The following is an 18,401-nucleotide window of genomic DNA, read 5'->3' as shown; positions in this document are numbered from 1 at the left end:
ATCATCAAAAGCTTGGCTGATTTTTGCAAGAGTTCATTTAATGCGTCTATTTTATCCTTAAAGTTTTGATCCCTTTTTTCCAATTCTTTAGCCATTTTTTCTTTAAAAGAAACTCTATCATTTTGCATCTTTTTGATTTTTTGCTCTAATTGATGGATTAAATTAAAAAGCTGTTTTTCGCTGTATTGGGTGTAATCTTTGTTGGTGGTGTTTGGCATATTTATTCCTTTTAAAATATAAGATCAGTTCATTATAGCACAAGCGATAGAGTGGGATAAACTAGAAATCAAAACTTAAAGATTGAAAAGCGGATTGGGAAGTTAATGAAAAAATTAAAGATCAAAAGATTAAAAAGAAGCGGATTGAAAAATCAGTGAAAAGATTAAAAGATCTTTTAGTAAAAAATTTTAAAAAAGTTTAAAAGAATAAAAGTTCTGTGAGTGAAAAATAATCGTTTTAGATTTGATTTTATAATAAACTCATTTTATTGAGTTTTATTTTATTAAAGAGATAGGAAGCATTTGAAATCATTCTCCCCCTTTTAACCCTACTAAATCCCCCTAAAGAACGCTTTTTTAAAAACCTTAACTTAGCGTCAAGTTTTCTACTAAATAATCACTAAAAACGCTAAAAAGGATTTTTCATCAAAATCCCCAAAAAACTCAAAGATTAAAAAGCGAAAGCAGTGGGGATCAGCAAAAAGAAAAAGATCAAACCCCCCAAAAAAAAAGAAAGTTTAAAAAAGAAATACCCTTAAAAAGAAGAATTTAAAAAGAAACCCAATTAAAAAGAAGAATTACAAAACAAAGGACTTACAAAAAATTAAACCCCTACCAAAACAAAGGGTTTAAAAAGAAACCCCTTAAAAAGGGAGTTTCACAAAGGGGTTTAATGCGAGCTTTTAGTAAGCGAACACGTAATTCAAATACACGCTATAGAGTCTGCGGTATTTGAGTTCGGCCCCCATGAAGGAATAGTAGTTCGTGTTAATGGTGGGGATTTTAAGCCCTAACTCAATCCCATGCTGAGCCACATGATCGCTGCCTTTTTTCTTAGATCTGGCTAAATTCATCCTCACTCCCATGTTGAATAAGAATTGGAAATTCGCCACATTCAGTTTAGCGTTATAGACATTATTCACGGTGGCTAAATTCACATACTCAGAATTAAGCCATGAAGTGCCGGCTAACGCAATGCCTCCAAAAAGCCCCACAGAAAGCTTGTTGTTTTTGCCTAAGAAATTGGTGGCTTTATCGTTGATGAAGTTATAGAGGGCGTCCGCTCCAAAGCCATAAGTCCACACATCAGAAGCTGAGTTGAAAAAGCTGGATTTAATAAACGCATGGTTGTAATCAGAAAAGCCGTAGTATCTTGCGCCCCACTTTCTTTTTTGGCCAAAAAATTGTTTGTAGCCCACTTGAATACCGATCCCATTCATCGCGCCGTTGTTGGTTTGAGAGCTGACGATGCCCACTTTCCTAAAGGGGTTACGCCCTAACTCTTGGTTGATGGTTTGGATTTGGTTGTAAGAATTTTGATTCAAGTAGTAGTTGGTTTCTATGCCTTGCGGGCTATAGGGGTTATTCTTTTGCTCACCGCATTTTGCAAGCTTTGCGCGTTAGGGATGCTAGAGAGCGCAGTAGTGATGCTGTTATAGGTGTTGCCCAATTCGCTGTATCTGGATTTGAAATTCACCAAAGTGTCAGCGATGTTTTCGGCTTGCTGTATCTGCTGTTCTTGAGTGCCAAAATGAGCGATGCTGTTGTTCAAGTTCGTTATGGTTTGTTCCACATAGGCGCAACCGGAAGCGAAAGTTTGAGTGGTAACTGTGCCAGGAGCTGAACCTTGTGTGCCACTAGTGCCAGCTGTTGAGGGGTTGTTGCATGTGGCTAAAAAGCCTGTAACAAAATTTTTAAAATTCCCGCTAAGATTTTCTGGGTTAATGGCTTGCCCCACTTGATGGGATAAATCAAGCATTTTGGCTTGCGCGCTAGCGTTAGCGAGCATGCCTTGCGCAAAGCTAGCGTCTGTGAAAGGGTTGAAAGGCTTGCCATTATTACCACCCACTTGAGCGGATTGTTCATTGCTGTTAATAACGCTCGTTTGATTGACAAGCTCTTGCGCGTCCGTGATCATCTTTTGGATCGCGCTGATCTCTTGTGAAAAAGCACCGCATATTTTCCCAGTAGTAGTAGAGAATTTTGGGGCATTAGCCTCATTACTATTATTAGCATGGAAATACGGGCATGCTTCGTTGATGGTGTTGATGAGCGTGCTCGCTTGCGCTAAGAGCGCTTGAGCGCTATCAGGCACACCCTCTAATTTGTTAGTGATTTCGGTGTAGGAGACATGTGATGTGTTACCACTCGCTGTGCTATCAACCACTTTTGAACTGATCGTGGTGGTTACGCTTTTGCCGTCTATGGTTTGGGTTTTAGTCGCGGTTCTGTTATTTTGTTGGTTCGCTCCTGTTGCTTCGGGACTGCAGTTGTTATTCCCCTCCCCTGAGCATGTGTAAGTATAGGTTACATCAACCTTTCCGTTGTTTTCTTTGAGCGCTGGCAAGCCTTTTTTTAAAGCCGTTTGGAGGATTTGGTAGGCTTCGTTAAGTTTTTTGAAATTCTCAATGCTCATAGGACCGTAGTATCCAGGCGTATACCCGTTCAAAGAACAGGTGATGGAAGTGGATCGATACCCTGGCTCGTTGTTGAAGATGGTGGTTGAAGAGGTGCTTTTTTGACCATTGGCGTTACCCCCGCATTGCGTCACATAGCCTAAGACATTCCAAAACCCTACCGCCGCATTGATCGCTAAAAGCACGGCTTGATACGCCGGGGAGTTGGTTTTATCGCCGATCAAATTCTTCGCGCTCGCGCCCAGATTTTCACGCGCCGCATTGATCGCGCTCGGATCAGAGGCCAATTGGATGAAGGTGTTTAATTTGCTGTATCTGGTTAAAAGCTTGCTCAAGTTTTCATAGTTGTCTGAAAGCTGTTGGATGCCTTTGGTGTTTGACACCATTTGAGCGGCTTCACCGATTTGATAGCCTGCGCTCATGTAAAAGCCGTCGTCTTCAGCGTGGAGCAAAAACGAGAGAGAGAGAGAGAAAAAGGGTTTTTTTCATGTTTCTCCTTTTTGGATTAAATTGGATTAGTATTAGGGATTTCATACATTGGAACGCATTTGTATTAGAATGCATTTGCATTGGAATGTATTTGGAGTATTATAGCATAAAGCGTTTTTTTTTTTTTGTCATTTTCTTAAAAATTTTGTCATTTTTTTGATTTTGATGCTTTTTGTGTGGTGTTAGCCCATAAAAAGGCTTTTAGCTTTTTTTAAGATTAAATACTAAAGAGCTTGATTTTGCCATAACCTCTTTAAAAAGCACTCTTTTGGGGCGTTTGCCCCTTATGAGTGAGGAAGTTTATTTCTTGTGAGCGAAATTGTGTGGGTTGCCTTTATCCCCAACATAAGCGATTTTGTCGCCTAAAATGTCATAAGCTTGACCAAAGCCTTTCACAAAACGCCCTTCTTTGAAATCCAATGCGATTAAATGGAAATCTTGCATGGCACGAATGGTTTTAATGCCCCCAGCACCGCCGGTTTTTTCAATGAAAGAATCAAACGCTTTGTCAAACTCTGCCCCTCTTTCAATAAATCTTGCGTTGGTTTTATAACGCAAGCGTTTCCTCAAAATAGCTGATTTAGCCTTGCTCTCATCTTCTAAAAACATCACTTCCACATTGTGGGGGTTGTTTTTAAGGCCTGCAAAATGCTCAGCCACTTCGCTCACATAAATGTAGTATTGTTTGCCATCTGTCATTAAAGGCGCATAAGAGCATACTACATGCCCATTGGGGTGTAAGGTCGCTAAACAAACAGAATCAAAGCTTTCTTTAAAAGCCTTAACCTCTTCTTCCACGCCTTTTAAATCATGGGTTTTTTCCACGCTTTGGCACAATTCAATGATCGCATTTTTGTAGTCTTTGGGGTCTTTAACTTCGTGGTTAAATTCAATTCTTAAGGTTTGATTGTGGTTATAACCAATCACAATGCCTTGAGGATCCACGCTTTTAAAAGCGACATTTTCAGCGTGATGGACTTGCCCGAATTTTTTCAATAAACCTTTCATGTCTTCTACATGGTGAGCGTTCATGTGCTCTATAATACGATTAAGCAAAATATTCTCCTTAGTTTCAAAAAATAAGGGGAATGTTATAACAAAAAATTAAATATTAGCTTAATCCTTAGCGGAAATTTTGGTTTTGATTTCTATGCCTAAAAGTTTAAAGGCGTTAGTTAAACTCAAGCTCACCATTAAACAAATTTTTAAAAGCTCCTTAGCTTTAGGGGTGTCTAAGATTTTGCCAGCGTTATAGAAGCGGTGGAATTCTGAAGCGAGGGTTTTTGCGTATTCGCACATTTTTTGCAAGCCGTATTCTTCAAAAGAAGATTCAACCGCTTTAGGCAAGCTTAAAGCGCTAAAAAGCAGGTATTTTTCCTCAGCGTTTAAATTTTTTAAAGGGGTTTGCAAGATCTCTTCTTTAGAGAAAGGCGATTTTTCTAGCATGGTGTGGATGCGCGAATTAGCGTAATGGATATAGTAAATGGGGTTTGAGCTGTCTTGCTTTTTTAAAGTATTGACATCAAATTCTAAATGGGTGTCAAGCCGTTTGCTCAAAAAAATAAACCTCAAAGCGTCTTTACCCACATCATCAATCACGTCTTTAATCAAAATAAAATTACCCGCTCTTTTACTCATTTTGTAAGGCTCGTTATCTTTGAGCAAGCGCACCATTTGAGCGAGTAAGACTTCAAGTTTGTTGGAATCATAGCCCAAAAACTCAAGGCTAGCTTTCACTCTAGCGATATAGCCGTGGTGGTCTGCTCCCCAAATGTTGATGTATTTGGTGTAATTTTGTTGGAATTTTTCATCATGATAGACAATATCGCCGGCTAAATAGGTGTAGCTCTTATCTTCTTTAATCAGCACCCGATCGCTTTCATCTTGGTATAGGGAAGATTTGAGCCAGATTTTAGAATCCTTTTCATAAAGGGCGTTCGCTTTTTCTAATCGCTCAAACACCGCATCTTTTTGTTTAAAAATTTCTCTTTCGCTCGCATAGGAATCAAAATGAATGCCTAAAGCGTCTAAATTACCCTTAATTTCTAAAAGCATTAAATCTTTAGCGTAGCCGCTTAAAACTCCAATGATAGTCTCTTCATTTTCTTTAAAAAGGCTCGGTTCTAAATCGTTATTCGCCTTTTTAGCAATTTCAATGATGTATTCGCCCTTGTAAAAAACTTCCGGATAAGTTACGCTTTCTTTTAAAACATGTTCTCTGTAAGCGAGCCATACCGAAACCCCTAACAAGCGGATTTGAGAACCCATGTCATTGACATAATATTCGCACAAAACTTCATGCCCTAAAAAACGAGCGATTTTAGCCAGACTATCGCCAAACACCGCTCCCCTAGCATGCCCTATGTGTAAAGGCCCTGTGGGGTTAGCGCTCACAAATTCTAAAAAGATTTTTTGAGAACGCTCGCTTTTAATTTGAGAGCCAAATTGTTCTTTTAATTCTAAAGCCTTTTGGGTGAAACACTCCAAAAAATCTAAAGAAAGCGTGAAATTGATATAGCCCTTACAAGCCACTACGCTGTCAAAAAGCCCTTGAGTTTTTTCGTGCGTGCTGATTTTAAGGGCTAACTCTTCAGCGATAACTAGGGGCGATTTTTTAAAGACTTTGGCGAGATTGAAAGCAATGGGCGTAGCGTAATGCCCATGCTCTCTGTCTTTAGGGTATTCAATAATGACTTCTTCTTCTAAAATCTCTTCTAAAACGCCCTTAATGAGAGTGTGCATGTTTAACTTTCTTGTTTGCTTTTAATCTCGCTACTCTCATGCACTTTGGTTTGCGTTGCTTGAGCGTCTAGGGTTTTTGGCTCGTTTTTAGCCTCTTCTTCATCGTCTTTCACGGCTTTTTTGAAATTTTTAATCCCACTGCCTAAACCCTTAGCCAACTCTGGGATCTTTTTAGCCCCAAACAACAACACAATCACTAATAAAACAATGACCCAATGCCATATGCTTGTGAATCCGCCCATATTTTACTCCTTAATTTATTGGTTGGTTTTTATTTGAATTATAGCTTTTTTAAAAAATAATTGATAGATTTTATAAGGTTTCGTTTTTCCAAGCCTTGCATATTTTTTCAAAATTAAACGCTTTTAAGCGATAGACTAAAGTTTTTGCGATGCTTAAGATGATTTCTTTGGATTTTTCTAAATCTTCATTGATGATGAGGTAATCAAAGCTCTCCAAGCACTGCATTTCTTTATAAGCGTTGATCAAGCGTTTTTCTATCGTCTCTTTAGAATCCGTCCCCCTTAAAAGCAAGCGCTCTTTTAAAATCTCTTGGTTTTTGGTGCTAATAAACACTGAACATGCGTTAGGGTAATGCTTTTTAAGGATCTCATGCCCTTGCACATCAATATCAAAAATGACGATTTTGCCCTCTTTTAAGGCTTTTTCTACAGGGATTTTAGAAGTGCCATAATAGTGGTTATGCACGATCGCCCATTCTAAAAACTGCCCTTTTTCTATGCCTTGCTTGAATTCTTCTTCGCTGACAAAATTGTAATGCAAGCCATCAACTTCGCCCTCTCTGGGTTTTCTCGTGGTGGTAGAAAGGGAAAAATGGGTTTTGGGGATTTTTTCTTGCAAATACTTTGTAAGGGTGCTTTTACCCGCTCCGCTAGGGCCTGAAAGGATGAGTAAATTAAAATCGTTATGCATTAGGTTTTTTATCCTCTAAAGTGATTTTAATGCTTAAGGTTTTGTTTTCTAAAAGGCTTTTTAAGGACTCTTGATTCAGGCTTTTTAATAAATCCTGTAAGTTTAAGCGCAATTCTAGGGGGCTGGAAGTTTTGTCGCTTTCTTCTTTTTTTTGCGGGGTTTCTGTGGCGTTCTCATTCTTGGAGATTTCTGTGGCGTTCTCATTATTAGGGGTTTTTGCAACGCTCTCTTTAGGGGTTTCTGTGTCGTTCTCATTATTAGGGGTTTTTGCAACGGCTTCATTCAAAAAGGGCAATTCTTCCCCCATCGCTTTAGCCATCACCGGCTCAGGAATGTCTTCAATGCTTTCGTAATGGTCTTCTTGGGGTTTTTCATCTTGGGTTTGTGGCGTTTCTTTTTCTTGTGGTGTTTCTGCGATTTCTTGTTTTTCTTCTTGCGGTGTTTCTGCGATTTCTTGTTTTTCTTCTTGCGGTGTTTCTTTTTCTTGTGATTGGGGGATTTCTAATTCTTGCACTTGGGTTTTTTCGGTAACAACTTCTTGGATTTCTTTATCTTGTGGAATTTCTGCGTTTTCTTGCATTTCTTCTTTATCCTCTTGGCCGTTAGAGTTTTCTTGGATTTCTTTGACTAATTCTTGCATGGCTTCTAATTCTTGTGCGCTTGGGGAATCTTGTGTTTCTTCTTGTTTTTCCTCCTTAATTTCTTGCGTTTCTTCTTTAACTTCTTCTTGCGCTTCTTCTTTGATCTCTTCCTTAACTTCTTCTTGCGTTTCTAATTCTTTAGAAACTTCTTCATCTTTGGGGGTTTCAACGCTCCCTTGCGTTTCATCATCTTTGGGCTTTTCTTCATCTTGGGGGTTTTCTGCAACTTCTTGTTTTTCTTTTTCTTTAATTTCTTTTTGCATTTCTTTAACTTCTTCTTTTTTAACCTCTTCTTGTGCTTCTTCTTTAGGGGTTTCTACTTCTTGGGCGTTTAAAGTGGGGAGCAATTGCTCTTCGTTGTTAGACTCTTCTTTGGCTAGGGGTTCTAAATCGCCTAGATTTTCCAACTCATCCCAATTGGTTTCTAAAATTTCTTGAGTTGGGTCTAAATTCTGGCTAGGCTCTAGCTCGCTTGCGTTAGAACCAAGCTTTTTTTGAAGGACTTTCAACATTTCAGTGGGTAAAAAAGGTTTTTTGATTTTCATCTCAAAGCCCTCTAAAAAGGGCTGCGCTTCATTGCCCTTTTTATACATGCACACGCTGTTTTTATTTTGAGAGATGGTTTCTTTTAACTCTAGCCAATCCACTTGATCTAGTTTTTCCAAACATTCATCATCGGCTATCAAAAGCCATTCTGGATCTCCTTTAAGGCGCGCGGATAACTCTTGATAGTGGTTAAAATTTTCTATAGATAATTCTAATTTCTTAGAAACACTCTCAAGCAGCTTTTCAATCATGGGGTTTTGGTTGAATAGAATCATTTTCATTTTAGGGACTCCTTATTTACAAGAAACGCTTTTTAAGCCTATCAATTTTCATCGCTTTTTTTAAATTTTTTATTATAATCAAAAATACAATCAAAAATCCACTGGGTTGGTTATTTTTATTGCGTTATTGATAAGGATCATTTGATGTTAAACAAGTTTAAAAAAATCGTTGGCGTGGGCGTGTTAGTGGGCTGTTTAGGGGTTTTGCAAGCTAAAAACAGCTTATTTGTCTTACCTTATGAGCAAAGAGACGCTCTCAATTCTTTAATTTCTGGGATTAGCAGTGCTAGAGAGAGCGTGAAAATCGCTATTTATAGTTTCACGCATAGAGATATTGCAAGAGCCATTAAAAGCGTAGCGAGTAGGGGGATTAAGGTGCAAATCATTTATGATTATGAAAGCAATCACAATAACAAGCAATCCACTATTGGTTATTTAGACAAATACCCTAACACGAAAGTGTGTTTATTAAAGGGGCTTAAGGCTAAAAACGGGAATTATTACGGCATCATGCACCAAAAAGTGGCGATCATTGATGATAAAATCGTGTTTTTAGGCTCAGCGAATTGGAGCAAAAACGCTTTTGAAAACAATTATGAAGTGCTTCTAAAAACCGATGATACAGAGACGATTCTCAAAGCCAAGAGTTATTATCAAAAGATGCTAGAAAGTTGCGTTGGGTTTTAAAAGCCCTTTAGAAGTGGTAATTATACCCCACATAAAAGGCAAAAACCCTACGCATTTGAACCTTGAGCGCGTCAGTGGTGTAGTATTTGTTATTAATGGTGGGGAATTTAAAGCCGATTTCAAATTCATGTTCATCTACAAATAAAGCCTTGAGGCCAAAGTTAAAGAGGAATTGAAAGGAGGTGTTATCAACCGCACTGCTATTAGTGATGCCTAACAATTCCTGCCCTTTACTGCCAATATACCAGCTATTCCCCGCAATCGCAATCCCCCCAAAAACGCCAATATCCACGCTAATATCATCTTGATAGAAACTCCCTTGGAAGAAATTCCACACCGCATCCACGCCCACGCCATAAGTGATCATGTTATTGCCGCCATAATAGCCTTTAGGGTATCTCATGCCATAGCCTTGCCAATCTAAAAAAGCGAAATAGCGCAAGCCCAAGATTTTATCCGGATGGAAAAAGTGGTTATAGCCCATGACTAAGCCAATCCCATTAGATCCCATGTTGGTGAGCTTTTTAACGCTATTAACGCTAGTTATGATATTGGTGTAACCGGTTTGATAGTTAGTCACTTCTCTAACTTCATGGATATTAGTCATTAAATTGATAGAACCTGTTTGGTAATTGACTCCCATATACAAATTTTTTGTCCAAGAAGGTGCTGCACTTTCTTCTTTAGCTACTAAGGCGTGTGTTAGCAAGCTTGTGCCAACTAACATTTTTAACAAGGTTCTCAATTTCATCTCCTGCAAGTTAAGTTTCATTATAAAGATCTAAATTTTACAACAACTTGCTCAAAATTAAGCATTTATTCTTTATAAGAGAGTATAATTTAGGGCTTAAAATAACTCAAAAGTAAGGCTAGTGGATGAAAAAGGCGCTTTATTTAGGGGCTGTTGCGTTTGGCGTTATATTCAGCATGGCATCAGCCAATGAGCCAAAAATTGATTTTAACCCTCCTAATTATGTAGAAGAAACCCCCTCTAAAGAATTTATCCCTGAATTGAACAAGTTGGGGAGTTTGTTTGGGCAGGGTGAGCGTCCCTTATTTGCGGACAGGAGGGCGATGAAGCCTAACGATTTGATCACAATCATTGTTTCTGAAAAAGCGAGCACGAATTATTCCAGCTCTAAAGATTATAAAAGCGCTTCAGGGGGTAATTCCACGCCCCCAAGACTCACTTATAACGGGCTAGATGAAAGAAAGAAACAAGAAGCGCAGTATTTAGACGATAAGAATAATTACAATTTCACCAAATCCAGCAACAACACGAATTTTAAAGGCGGTGGCTCGCAAAAAAAGAGCGAGGATTTAGAGATCGTGTTGAGCGCTCGCATCATTAAGGTGCTAGAAAACGGGAATTATTTCATCTATGGGAATAAGGAAGTGTTAGTGGATGGGGAAAAGCAAATCCTTAAGGTGAGCGGGGTGATCCGCCCTTATGATATTGAAAGGAATAACACTATCCAATCCAAGTTTTTAGCCGACGCTAAGATTGAATACACGAATTTAGGGCATTTGAGCGATTCTAATAAAAAGAAATTCGCTGCTGATGCGATGGAAACCCAAATGCCTTATTAAAAAGAGCAAAGCCTAGCATGAGAGCGATCGCTATTGTTTTAGCCAGAAGTTCCAGTAAAAGGATCAAGAATAAAAACATTATTGATTTTTTCAATAAACCCATGCTCGCTTACCCTATTGAAACAGCACTAAATTCCAAGCTCTTTGAAAAGGTGTTTATCTCTAGCGATAGCATGGATTATGTGAATTTAGCTAAAAATTATGGGGCGAGTTTTTTGAATTTGCGCCCTAAAAATTTAGCAGACGACAGGGCCACGACTTTAGAGGTGATGGCCTATCACATGAAAGAATTAGAGTTAAAAGATGAAGATATTGCGTGTTGTTTGTATGGCGTTTCAGTATTTTTACAAGAAAAGCATTTGCAAAACGCTTTTGAAATTTTAAAAGAAAATACGGATTATGTTTTCACATGCGCTCCCTTTAGCGCTTCGCCCTATCGTTCTTTTAGCCTTGAAAACGGCGTTCAAATGGCGTTTAAAGAGCATTCAAACACGCGCACGCAAGATTTAAAAACGCTCTATCATGACGCAGGGTTGCTTTATATGGGGAAGGCTCAAGCCTTCAAAGAAATGCGGCCTATTTTTAGCCCAAATTCTATCGCTTTAGAATTATCGCCCTTAGAAGTTCAAGATATTGACACTTTAGAAGATTTAGAATTAGCCAAGCTCAAATACAGCCGTTTAAAAAACGCATGCCAGTAAAAATTTTGTGCGATTCGTTTTTAACAAGCGGTTTAGGGCATGTGAGGCGTTGTGAAAAAATCCTTTCTTTTATAGAAAAATTAGGGGTTGAAGCGAGCCTTTATTTACACAAGCAAGATAATATAAACGCTTTTTTAGAGGGCGTTGGCGGTAATGATTTTTTGATTGCAGACAGCTATTGTTTAAATTCAAAAGATTTTTACCTTTTAAAAGAAAAAGCCAAAAGCCTTATGGTCATAGAAGATAAAGAGCATGCTAAGGGGTTTTACCCTAAAAACACCAAGATCCTAAATTTCACGCTGAACGCCTTAAAACACTATAACCATGCGTCTAAAGATCATTATTTGGGGGTGGGGTTTTACCCTGTTGATTCTCGTTTTGTTTATGAGCGCCCTATCAATACAGAAAATAAAGAAGTGCTGATCACTCTAGGGGGGAGCGAGCAAAAAATACTTGAAGAGATAGTCAAAATTTTAGAAAATAAGAATGTGAATTTGCATATCATTTCACCTTATACGCCTAAAAATCCTCCCAAAAACACGCATTATTACAGCCCTTTAAGCCCTTTAGAGTTCAGTTCTTTGATGAAATCTTGCGCTTGCGCCATTAGCGCTGCAGGCCAAACCCTCTATGAATTAGCCCTTTCTCAAACGCCCTCTCTTATCATTCCCATTGCTTCTAATCAAATCATTCAAAGCCAAGAATTTGAAAATTCAGGCATATTCAAACAAACGAGTTTAAAAACTTTAGCTAAAGATTTTGAAAAATTACAAATTCAAAAAAATCAAGCCTGGGCAAAAAACCTGGCCTTTGGGAGTGAGCTAGAGGGCACATTAAGGGAGTTTTTAGAAATTTGAAAAAAAATTATTCTTATAAAAATACCCAAGCGATTGATTTTACTAATTTAAACGATGGAGAAAAATTGTTGGTTTTAGAATTTCGCAACCACCCAAACACTGCCTTATGGATGTATAGCGCTTTTATTTCTTTAAAAACGCATTTGCAATTCATAGAAGATTTAAAAAACTCGCCCAACCACCGCTACTTTTTGTTTAAAGAAGAGGGCGTTTATTTAGGGGTTGGCTCTATCACTAAAATCAATTTTTTTCATAAGCATGGGTATTTGGGGATTTATAAAAACCCTTTTTTGAAAAATAAGGGAGAAACGATTTTAAAAGCTTTAGAATGCATCGCTTTTGAAGAGCTTCAATTACATTCTTTGCACTTGGAAGTGATGGAAAATAATTTTAAAGCGATCGCTTTTTATGAAAAAAACCATTATGAGTTAGAGGGGCGTTTGAAAGGCTTTATCTCTAAAGATAAGGAGTTTATAGACATTCTTTTGTATTACAAGGATAAGAAAGGATATAACGATCAATCTCTTCTAAAACCTTAGGGCAAATTTCTAGTTTTAAATCCAGCACGCTTAAAGGCAATTTACAATCTTGTAATTTGACGAGATCTTTTGAAGTAACCAATAAGGAAGTGGCGTTATTTTGATAAAACTCTTTTTCTAAAAGCTCCAAATCAAAAGGGGCATGGTCTCTAAAATACAATTTTTTAATCACTTCTTTGGGTAAAAACATATCAAGCCTGCTAGGATTAGCGATAGCCGTTACTAAAAGCATGCGTTTGGTGGGGTTAGTGATAGAGGTGATTCTTTTATAATCTTTATCTTCTGTAACGACTAAATGGGCTTTTTTGTAGCTTTTAATATTTTCTCTATACAATCCGCTAGGCAAACAAAAGGGGTAGTAGGGGGGGACTTTAGGCTTTAAAAGCAAATTGAATTGGTTGAAATTAAATCTAAAACCATCGTCTAAAAACACGATCTTTGCCCCTAATTCAAGGGCTTTTAAAACACCTAACTCTCTTTTTTCGCTCACAATCACGCTCGCTTGTTTTAAATTTAAGGCCAAAAGATAAGCTTCATCGCCCGCTGTTTGTTGAGGAACTAAAATGTTTCCTTTAACGCTTACCACTACTAAGCCTTTAGAATCCCGTTGATACCCCCTAGAAACAATAGCCACTTCTTGGTATCTTGGAGCGATCTCTAAAATAAAGGGCGTTTTACCGCTTCCCCCAGCGATCAAATTGCCGATGCTGATAAGGGGGATTTTAAAATCATGTTTTTTAGCGGTTTTTCGTTTAAGGGTGGCGATGCCTTGATAGATTAAAGAAAAAGGATAGAGTGCGAAAATCAACCCCTTTTGCAAAAGAGTTGGGTCATAAAAATAGCGTTCTAAAAAGGGTTTATCGCTTTTCATTCAGGGTTAAATCGTTTAGCGATGGTGGGTAATTCTAATTTAAAAGCGTTTTTTTGGATACGGCTTGTGATGTTTTTCACTAAAATTTCATCATAGCCTAATTGAGTGAGCGTTTCTAAATGGATGGGCTTTGTTTGAAACAACGCTTCAATATCTTTCAATAAAGGATCAATCACGCTATAAGGATAGCCTAAATCTTGTTCATCGCTTTGCCCTACAAATAAATCTGCACTAGGGGGCTTATTTAAAATCTTTTTAGGGATATTTAAATGGCAAGCGAGTTCATAAACTTCGGTTTTAAATAATTCCCCAATCGGGTTAATCGCACACGCCAAATCCCCAAATAAAGTGCCATAGCCTAGCATTCTTTCGCTTTTATTGCTCGTGCCAACGACTAAAGAATCGCTTTTTAAAGAATAATCGTATAAAAAAGCCATGCGCAATCTTGCACAAAAATTCCCCTTTCTAGTAAGGCTTGCATCTTTAAAGTGAGAGTCAAAGATGGCGTCATAGGGAGCGATAGAATATTCTGTATAAGGGATAGAAAATGTTTCGCACAAATTCAGGGCGTCTGTTTTACTTTCTGGCATAGAGACTGAAGAGGGCATTAAAAGGGCATGGGCGTTTTCTTTAAAAACCTTTTGGCACAGCACCCCAACGACCGCGCTATCTAGCCCCCCGCTCAGCCCGTAAACGACTTTTTTAAAGCCACGTTTTTGTGCTTCTTTTTCTAAAAAATCGCATAAATAAACGATGAGTTTTTGGTAATCTTTTTGCATGCCTTAAATTATAATAGAAAAAACGCATCGTTTAAGTGAAAAATTAGCTTTTCTTGCTATAATCTTTGTTTCACTTCTTTAAAAGTGCTCGTAGCTCAGCTGAATAGAGCAACAGGTTGCGGTCCTGTAGGTCGGGGGTTTGAATCCCTCCGAGCACACCATTTTTTAACATTCTGCATGTTTTTAAACATTATCGCTCCCATTATGGTAAAATAAATACTTGCTTAAACACGCTAGGAGATTTGATTTTGGCATTACCCATTTATTATGATAAAGACATTGATTTAGGCGTTATCCAATCCTTACAAGTGGGCATTATTGGTTATGGCGCTCAAGGAGAAGCCCAAGCGCTCAATTTGAGGGATTCTAAAGTGAAGGTGCGTATTGGCTTGTATCAAGGGAGTTTGAGCGTTTCAAAAGCAAAAAAAGAGGGTTTTGAGGTGCTAGAAGTCAAGGAATTAGTCCAACAATCTGATGTGATCATGGCACTACTCCCGGATGAATTGCATAAGGAAGTGTTAGAAAAAGAAGTGATCCCTTTTTTAAAAGAGGGGCAAATTATAGGCTTTGCTCATGGTTTTAGCGTGCATTTCAATCAAGTCATTATTCCAAAAGGCGTGGGCGCGATTTTAGTCGCGCCAAAAGGGCCCGGGAGCACTTTAAGAGAAGAATACCTTAAAAATAGGGGCTTATACCATTTAATCGCCATAGAGCAAGAAAGCTCAAAAAATAACGCTAAAGCGGTGGCTTTAAGTTATGCTAAAGCGATGGGTGGGGGGAGAATGGGGGTTTTAGAAACGAGCTTTAAAGAAGAATGCGAGAGCGATTTATTCGGCGAGCAAGCGGTTTTGTGCGGAGGGTTAGAAGCGATTGTGAGAATGGGGTTTGAAACTTTACTTAAGGCAGGATACCCTGAAGAATTAGCCTATTTTGAATGCGTGCATGAAGTGAAATTAGTCGCGGATTTATTGCATTATAAGGGGGTAGAGGGTTTAAGAAAGCACATTTCTAACACCGCTGAATTCGGGGCGATTAAAGCTAGAGAGCCTATGGGAAATCTGTTAGAAAAACGCATGCAAAAAATCTTAAAAAAGATTCAAAACGGCGCATTCGCTAAGGATTTTTTACTAGAAAAGAGCTTGAATTACCCTAGGTTAAACACAGAGAGGAAAGCCCTTAAAGAGACGAAAATAGAACAAATTGGGGAAATTTTACGCACCCCATTCAATCATAAAAAATAAATCATTAAAATAAAAGGAATTATATGGCAATAGTAGTTACTATCACTTCAGGTAAGGGGGGCGTGGGTAAAAGCACCACCACGGCTAATTTAGCGATCGGCTTGGCTGAGAGCGGTAAAAAAGTCGTAGCGGTTGATTTTGACATAGGCCTTAGGAACTTGGACATGATTTTAGGCTTAGAAAATCGCATTGTTTATGATGTGGTGGATGTGATGGAAAAAAATTGCAACCTTTCGCAGGCTTTGATCACGGATAAAAAGACGAAAAACCTTTCTTTTTTAGCGGCCTCACAAAGCAAGGATAAAAATGTTTTAGATAAGGAAAAAGTAGCGATTTTAATCAACGCTTTAAGGGCGGATTTTGACTATATTTTGATTGACTCACCGGCTGGGATTGAAAGCGGCTTTGAGCATGCGATTTTGCATGCGGACATGGCGTTAGTGGTGGTAACGCCGGAAGTGAGTTCCTTAAGGGATAGCGACAGAGTGATTGGCATTATTGACGCAAAGTCTAATCGGGCTAAAAGGGGCGAAGAAGTGCATAAGCATTTGATAATCAATCGCTTAAAACCTGAATTAGTGGCAAATGGCGAGATGATTCCTATAGAAGAAGTGCTTAAAATTTTATGCTTGCCTTTAATTGGGATCATTCCAGAAGATCACCATATTATTTCAGCGACCAATAAGGGCGAGCCGGTGATTCGCACGGACTGCGAGAGCGCGAAGGCTTACCAGCGCATCACCAGAAGGATTTTAGGCGAAGAAGTGGAATACGTGGAATTTAAGGCTAAAAGAGGCTTTTTTAGCGCGTTAAAAGGGATATTTTCATGAGTTTGTTTGATTTTTTTAAAAACAAAGGGAGCGCGGCTGCCGCAACAGATAGATTGAAATTGATTCTAGCCAAAGAGCGCACCTTAAATTTACCCTACATGGAAGAAATGCGTAAAGAAATCATTGCTGTTATTCAAAAATACACTAAATCTTCAGACATCCATTTCAAAACCCTTGACAGCAACCAGAGCGTGGAAACGATTGAAGTGGAAATTATATTGCCTAAATAGTTTAATAGTTTAAAATGAAAAGCCATTTCCAATACAGCGCGCTAGAGAATATCCCTAAAGCCTTTGACATTCTTAAAGACCCCCCTAAAAAACTCTATTGTGTGGGCGATACAAAGCTTTTGGACGCGCCTTTAAAAGTGGCGATCATAGGCACAAGAAGACCCACCCCTTATAGCAAGCAACACACGATCACTCTGGCCAGAGAGCTTGCTAAAAATGGCGCGGTTATTGTGAGCGGGGGAGCGTTAGGCGTGGATATTATCGCTCAAGAAAACGCCTTGCCAAAAACCATCATGCTTTCGCCTTGCAGTTTGGATTTGATTTATCCTACGAATAACCATAAAGTGATCCAAGAAATCGCGCAAAACGGCTTGATTTTAAGCGAATATGAAAAGGATTTTATGCCCGTTAAAGGCTCTTTTTTAGCGAGAAACCGCCTGGTGATCGCTTTAAGCGATGCGGTGATTATCCCCCAAGCGGATTTACAAAGCGGCTCTATGAGCAGCGCGAGATTAGCCCAAAAATACCAAAAACCCTTGTTTGTTTTACCCCAACGCCTGAATGAGAGCGATGGCACTAATGAGCTTTTAGAAAAAGGGCAGGCTCAAGGGATATTTAATATTCAAAATTTTATAAATACCCTTTTAAAAGATTATCATTTAAAAGAAATGCCTGAAATGAAAGATGAATTTTTAGAATATTGCGCCAAAAACCCGAGCTATGAAGAAGCGTATCTCAAATTTGGGGATAAGCTTTTAGAATACGAGCTGTTGGGTAAGATTAGGCGCATCAATCACATTGTGGTGTTAGCATGATTTTAGCATGCGATGTGGGGTTAAAACGCATTGGCATCGCTGTGCTTTTAAACGGCGTTATCTTGCCTTTAGAAGCGATTTTACGCCACAACAGGAATCAAGCCTCTAGGGATTTGAGCGATTTATTGAGAAAAAAAGACATTCAAGTGCTGGTGGTTGGCAAGCCTAATGAAAGCTATGCGGATACGAACGCGCGCATTGAGCATTTTATCAAGCTTGTAGATTTTAAGGGCGAAATCGTTTTTATCAATGAAGACAGATCTAGCATAGAAGCTTATGAAAATTTAGAGCATTTGGGTAGGAAAAACAAGTGGCTCGCTATTAAAGACGGCCGGCTAGACTCTTTGAGCGCTTGCAGGATCTTAGAGCGCTATTGCCAGCAGGTTTTAAAAAATTATTAGATCTGATTGCAATTTGATTATAATAAAGTCTAAATTTTTTAATAAAAGGGAGAAATGTCATGCTAAGTTTCAAAAAAGCGATTTTTAGGGTTTTATGCTTGGGTTTATTGGGGGGGGTTAATGGCAGAGCCAAACCCTGAAGAGCTTGTTAATTTGGGCGTAAAGAGTATTGAAGCGAAAGATTACATTCAAGCTAAAAAATATTTTGAAAAAGCATGCGATTTGAATAATGGTGGGGGTGTGGTGCTTTAGGGGATCTGTATGATGATGTAGAAAAAAACTTAATAAAAGCCGCTCAACTTTACTCTAAAGCGTGTGATTTAAAAGAAGGTATGGGGTGTGGTGCTTTAGGGGGGTTATATTATAATGGGGATGGGGTGAAACGGGACTCAAAAAAAGCCGATCAATATTTCTCTAAAGCCTGCAAATTAGGATTTCAAAAGACATGCGAGATACTCAAAGAAAAATAAGGGACAAAAAGCATGCGATAGTCTCACCTAGAAACTATCCCACAAAAGCCCTATTTTTGGGGGTTAGAACATCGCCAAAATGCCACCTATTCTTTTAAGAAGACATTTACTAGAGAGTTTTAA

The 18,401-nt window shown here is 38.6% G+C and carries 20 protein-coding genes, 1 tRNA gene and 2 pseudogenes; 13 read left to right on the top strand and 10 right to left on the bottom strand.

Annotated elements, in window-relative coordinates; genetic code table 11:
* The 7 genes and pseudogenes from AYS37_RS05135 to AYS37_RS05105 form a co-directional block, all read right to left on the bottom strand.
* Positions 1-218 (bottom strand): annotated as a pseudogene (locus AYS37_RS05135) (type II toxin-antitoxin system HP0895 family antitoxin); the annotation flags it as partial.
* A gap of 683 nt (positions 219-901) precedes the next feature.
* Positions 902-3,087: pseudogene (gene babA / locus AYS37_RS05130) on the bottom strand (Hop family adhesin BabA).
* Between the two features lie 337 nt (positions 3,088-3,424).
* Entirely contained in the window at positions 3,425-4,180 is a 756-nt protein-coding gene (locus tag AYS37_RS05125) for a HugZ family heme oxygenase (protein WP_000934550.1), read from the bottom strand.
* 60 nt (positions 4,181-4,240) lie between these two features.
* Positions 4,241-5,866, bottom strand: coding sequence for an arginine--tRNA ligase (gene argS / locus AYS37_RS05120; protein WP_000557176.1), 1,626 nt, complete (start codon positions 5,864-5,866; stop codon positions 4,241-4,243).
* A gap of 2 nt (positions 5,867-5,868) precedes the next feature.
* Entirely contained in the window at positions 5,869-6,108 is a 240-nt protein-coding gene (gene tatA, locus AYS37_RS05115; protein WP_000508588.1) for a twin-arginine translocase TatA/TatE family subunit, read from the bottom strand.
* Between the two features lie 70 nt (positions 6,109-6,178).
* On the bottom strand, positions 6,179-6,799 hold the full coding sequence (gene gmk, locus AYS37_RS05110; protein WP_000551233.1) for a guanylate kinase: 621 nt from the start codon (positions 6,797-6,799) through the stop codon (positions 6,179-6,181).
* Positions 6,792-8,267 carry a hypothetical protein gene (locus AYS37_RS05105; protein WP_000782046.1) on the bottom strand — a complete coding sequence of 492 codons (1,476 nt, stop codon included), beginning with the start codon at positions 8,265-8,267 and terminating at the stop codon, positions 6,792-6,794. The genes gmk and AYS37_RS05105 overlap by 8 nt, the downstream gene beginning before the upstream one ends.
* Positions 8,268-8,411: 144 nt before the next feature.
* On the opposite strand from AYS37_RS05105, the gene AYS37_RS05100 reads away from it, so the two are divergent.
* A complete protein-coding gene (locus tag AYS37_RS05100; RefSeq protein ID WP_000932491.1) occupies positions 8,412-8,954 on the top strand; it encodes a phospholipase D-like domain-containing protein in 543 nt (180 codons plus the stop codon).
* Positions 8,955-8,961: 7 nt separating this feature from the next.
* On the opposite strand, the gene AYS37_RS05095 is transcribed toward AYS37_RS05100, so the two are convergent.
* Entirely contained in the window at positions 8,962-9,699 is a 738-nt protein-coding gene (locus AYS37_RS05095) for an outer membrane protein (protein ID WP_001874681.1), read from the bottom strand.
* Between the two features lie 131 nt (positions 9,700-9,830).
* Here AYS37_RS05095 and flgH point away from each other — a divergent pair, with 131 nt between their 5' ends.
* The 4 genes from flgH to pseH are packed head-to-tail and all read left to right on the top strand — an operon-like array spanning position 9,831 to position 12,641.
* Positions 9,831-10,544 carry a flagellar basal body L-ring protein FlgH gene (gene flgH / locus AYS37_RS05090; protein ID WP_000709972.1) on the top strand — a complete coding sequence of 238 codons (714 nt, stop codon included), beginning with the start codon at positions 9,831-9,833 and terminating at the stop codon, positions 10,542-10,544.
* Positions 10,545-10,561: 17 nt separating this feature from the next.
* Positions 10,562-11,245: a pseudaminic acid cytidylyltransferase gene (gene pseF / locus AYS37_RS08525; protein WP_001201374.1), complete on the top strand. Its 684-nt coding sequence runs from the start codon at positions 10,562-10,564 to the stop codon at positions 11,243-11,245.
* A complete protein-coding gene (locus AYS37_RS08520) occupies positions 11,236-12,102 on the top strand; it encodes a hypothetical protein (protein WP_001144455.1) in 867 nt (288 codons plus the stop codon). Before pseF ends, AYS37_RS08520 begins: the two co-directional genes overlap by 10 nt.
* Positions 12,099-12,641, top strand: coding sequence for a UDP-4-amino-4,6-dideoxy-N-acetyl-beta-L-altrosamine N-acetyltransferase (pseH, locus tag AYS37_RS05075; protein ID WP_000742749.1), 543 nt, complete (start codon positions 12,099-12,101; stop codon positions 12,639-12,641). Before AYS37_RS08520 ends, pseH begins: the two co-directional genes overlap by 4 nt.
* Here the strand turns inward: pseH and AYS37_RS05070 are convergent.
* Together AYS37_RS05070 and AYS37_RS05065 are read right to left on the bottom strand one after the other, a co-directional pair.
* Positions 12,574-13,512: a tetraacyldisaccharide 4'-kinase gene (locus AYS37_RS05070; RefSeq protein WP_000833944.1), complete on the bottom strand. Its 939-nt coding sequence runs from the start codon at positions 13,510-13,512 to the stop codon at positions 12,574-12,576. The two genes, pseH and AYS37_RS05070, sit on opposite strands and share 68 nt — an antisense overlap.
* Positions 13,509-14,291 (bottom strand): NAD+ synthase, encoded by a 783-nt coding sequence (locus tag AYS37_RS05065; protein ID WP_001168288.1) that lies wholly within the window; start codon positions 14,289-14,291, stop codon positions 13,509-13,511. The genes AYS37_RS05070 and AYS37_RS05065 overlap by 4 nt, the downstream gene beginning before the upstream one ends.
* An 84-nt stretch (positions 14,292-14,375) precedes the next feature.
* Here AYS37_RS05065 and AYS37_RS05060 point away from each other — a divergent pair.
* The 8 genes from AYS37_RS05060 (at position 14,376) to AYS37_RS09055 (ending at position 18,278) form a co-directional block, all read left to right on the top strand.
* Positions 14,376-14,452 (top strand) — tRNA-Arg (locus tag AYS37_RS05060).
* Between the two features lie 87 nt (positions 14,453-14,539).
* The gene (gene ilvC / locus AYS37_RS05055; RefSeq protein ID WP_001207555.1) at positions 14,540-15,532 is read left to right on the top strand and encodes a ketol-acid reductoisomerase; all 993 of its coding nucleotides are present in this window, start codon (positions 14,540-14,542) and stop codon (positions 15,530-15,532) included.
* A gap of 23 nt (positions 15,533-15,555) precedes the next feature.
* Positions 15,556-16,362, top strand: a complete 807-nt coding sequence (minD, locus tag AYS37_RS05050) for a septum site-determining protein MinD (RefSeq protein WP_001019104.1) — start codon at positions 15,556-15,558, stop codon at positions 16,360-16,362.
* Entirely contained in the window at positions 16,359-16,592 is a 234-nt protein-coding gene (minE, locus tag AYS37_RS05045; RefSeq protein ID WP_000051407.1) for a cell division topological specificity factor MinE, read from the top strand. The genes minD and minE overlap by 4 nt, the downstream gene beginning before the upstream one ends.
* Positions 16,593-16,606: 14 nt before the next feature.
* Entirely contained in the window at positions 16,607-17,407 is an 801-nt protein-coding gene (gene dprA / locus AYS37_RS05040) for a DNA-processing protein DprA (protein ID WP_000835207.1), read from the top strand.
* A complete protein-coding gene (ruvX, locus tag AYS37_RS05035; protein WP_000599256.1) occupies positions 17,404-17,808 on the top strand; it encodes a Holliday junction resolvase RuvX in 405 nt (134 codons plus the stop codon). Before dprA ends, ruvX begins: the two co-directional genes overlap by 4 nt.
* Positions 17,809-17,928: 120 nt before the next feature.
* Positions 17,929-18,060 carry a tetratricopeptide repeat protein gene (locus AYS37_RS09060; protein WP_001874679.1) on the top strand — a complete coding sequence of 44 codons (132 nt, stop codon included), beginning with the start codon at positions 17,929-17,931 and terminating at the stop codon, positions 18,058-18,060.
* A gap of 5 nt (positions 18,061-18,065) precedes the next feature.
* On the top strand, positions 18,066-18,278 hold the full coding sequence (locus AYS37_RS09055) for an SEL1-like repeat protein (protein WP_029699483.1): 213 nt from the start codon (positions 18,066-18,068) through the stop codon (positions 18,276-18,278).
* The last annotated feature ends 123 nt before the right edge of the window (positions 18,279-18,401 follow it).

Source organism: Helicobacter pylori NQ4053 (assembly GCF_000274605.1).
Lineage (GTDB): Bacteria > Campylobacterota > Campylobacteria > Campylobacterales > Helicobacteraceae > Helicobacter > Helicobacter pylori_CV.
This window is presented reverse-complemented; position numbering and strand designations above follow the sequence as displayed.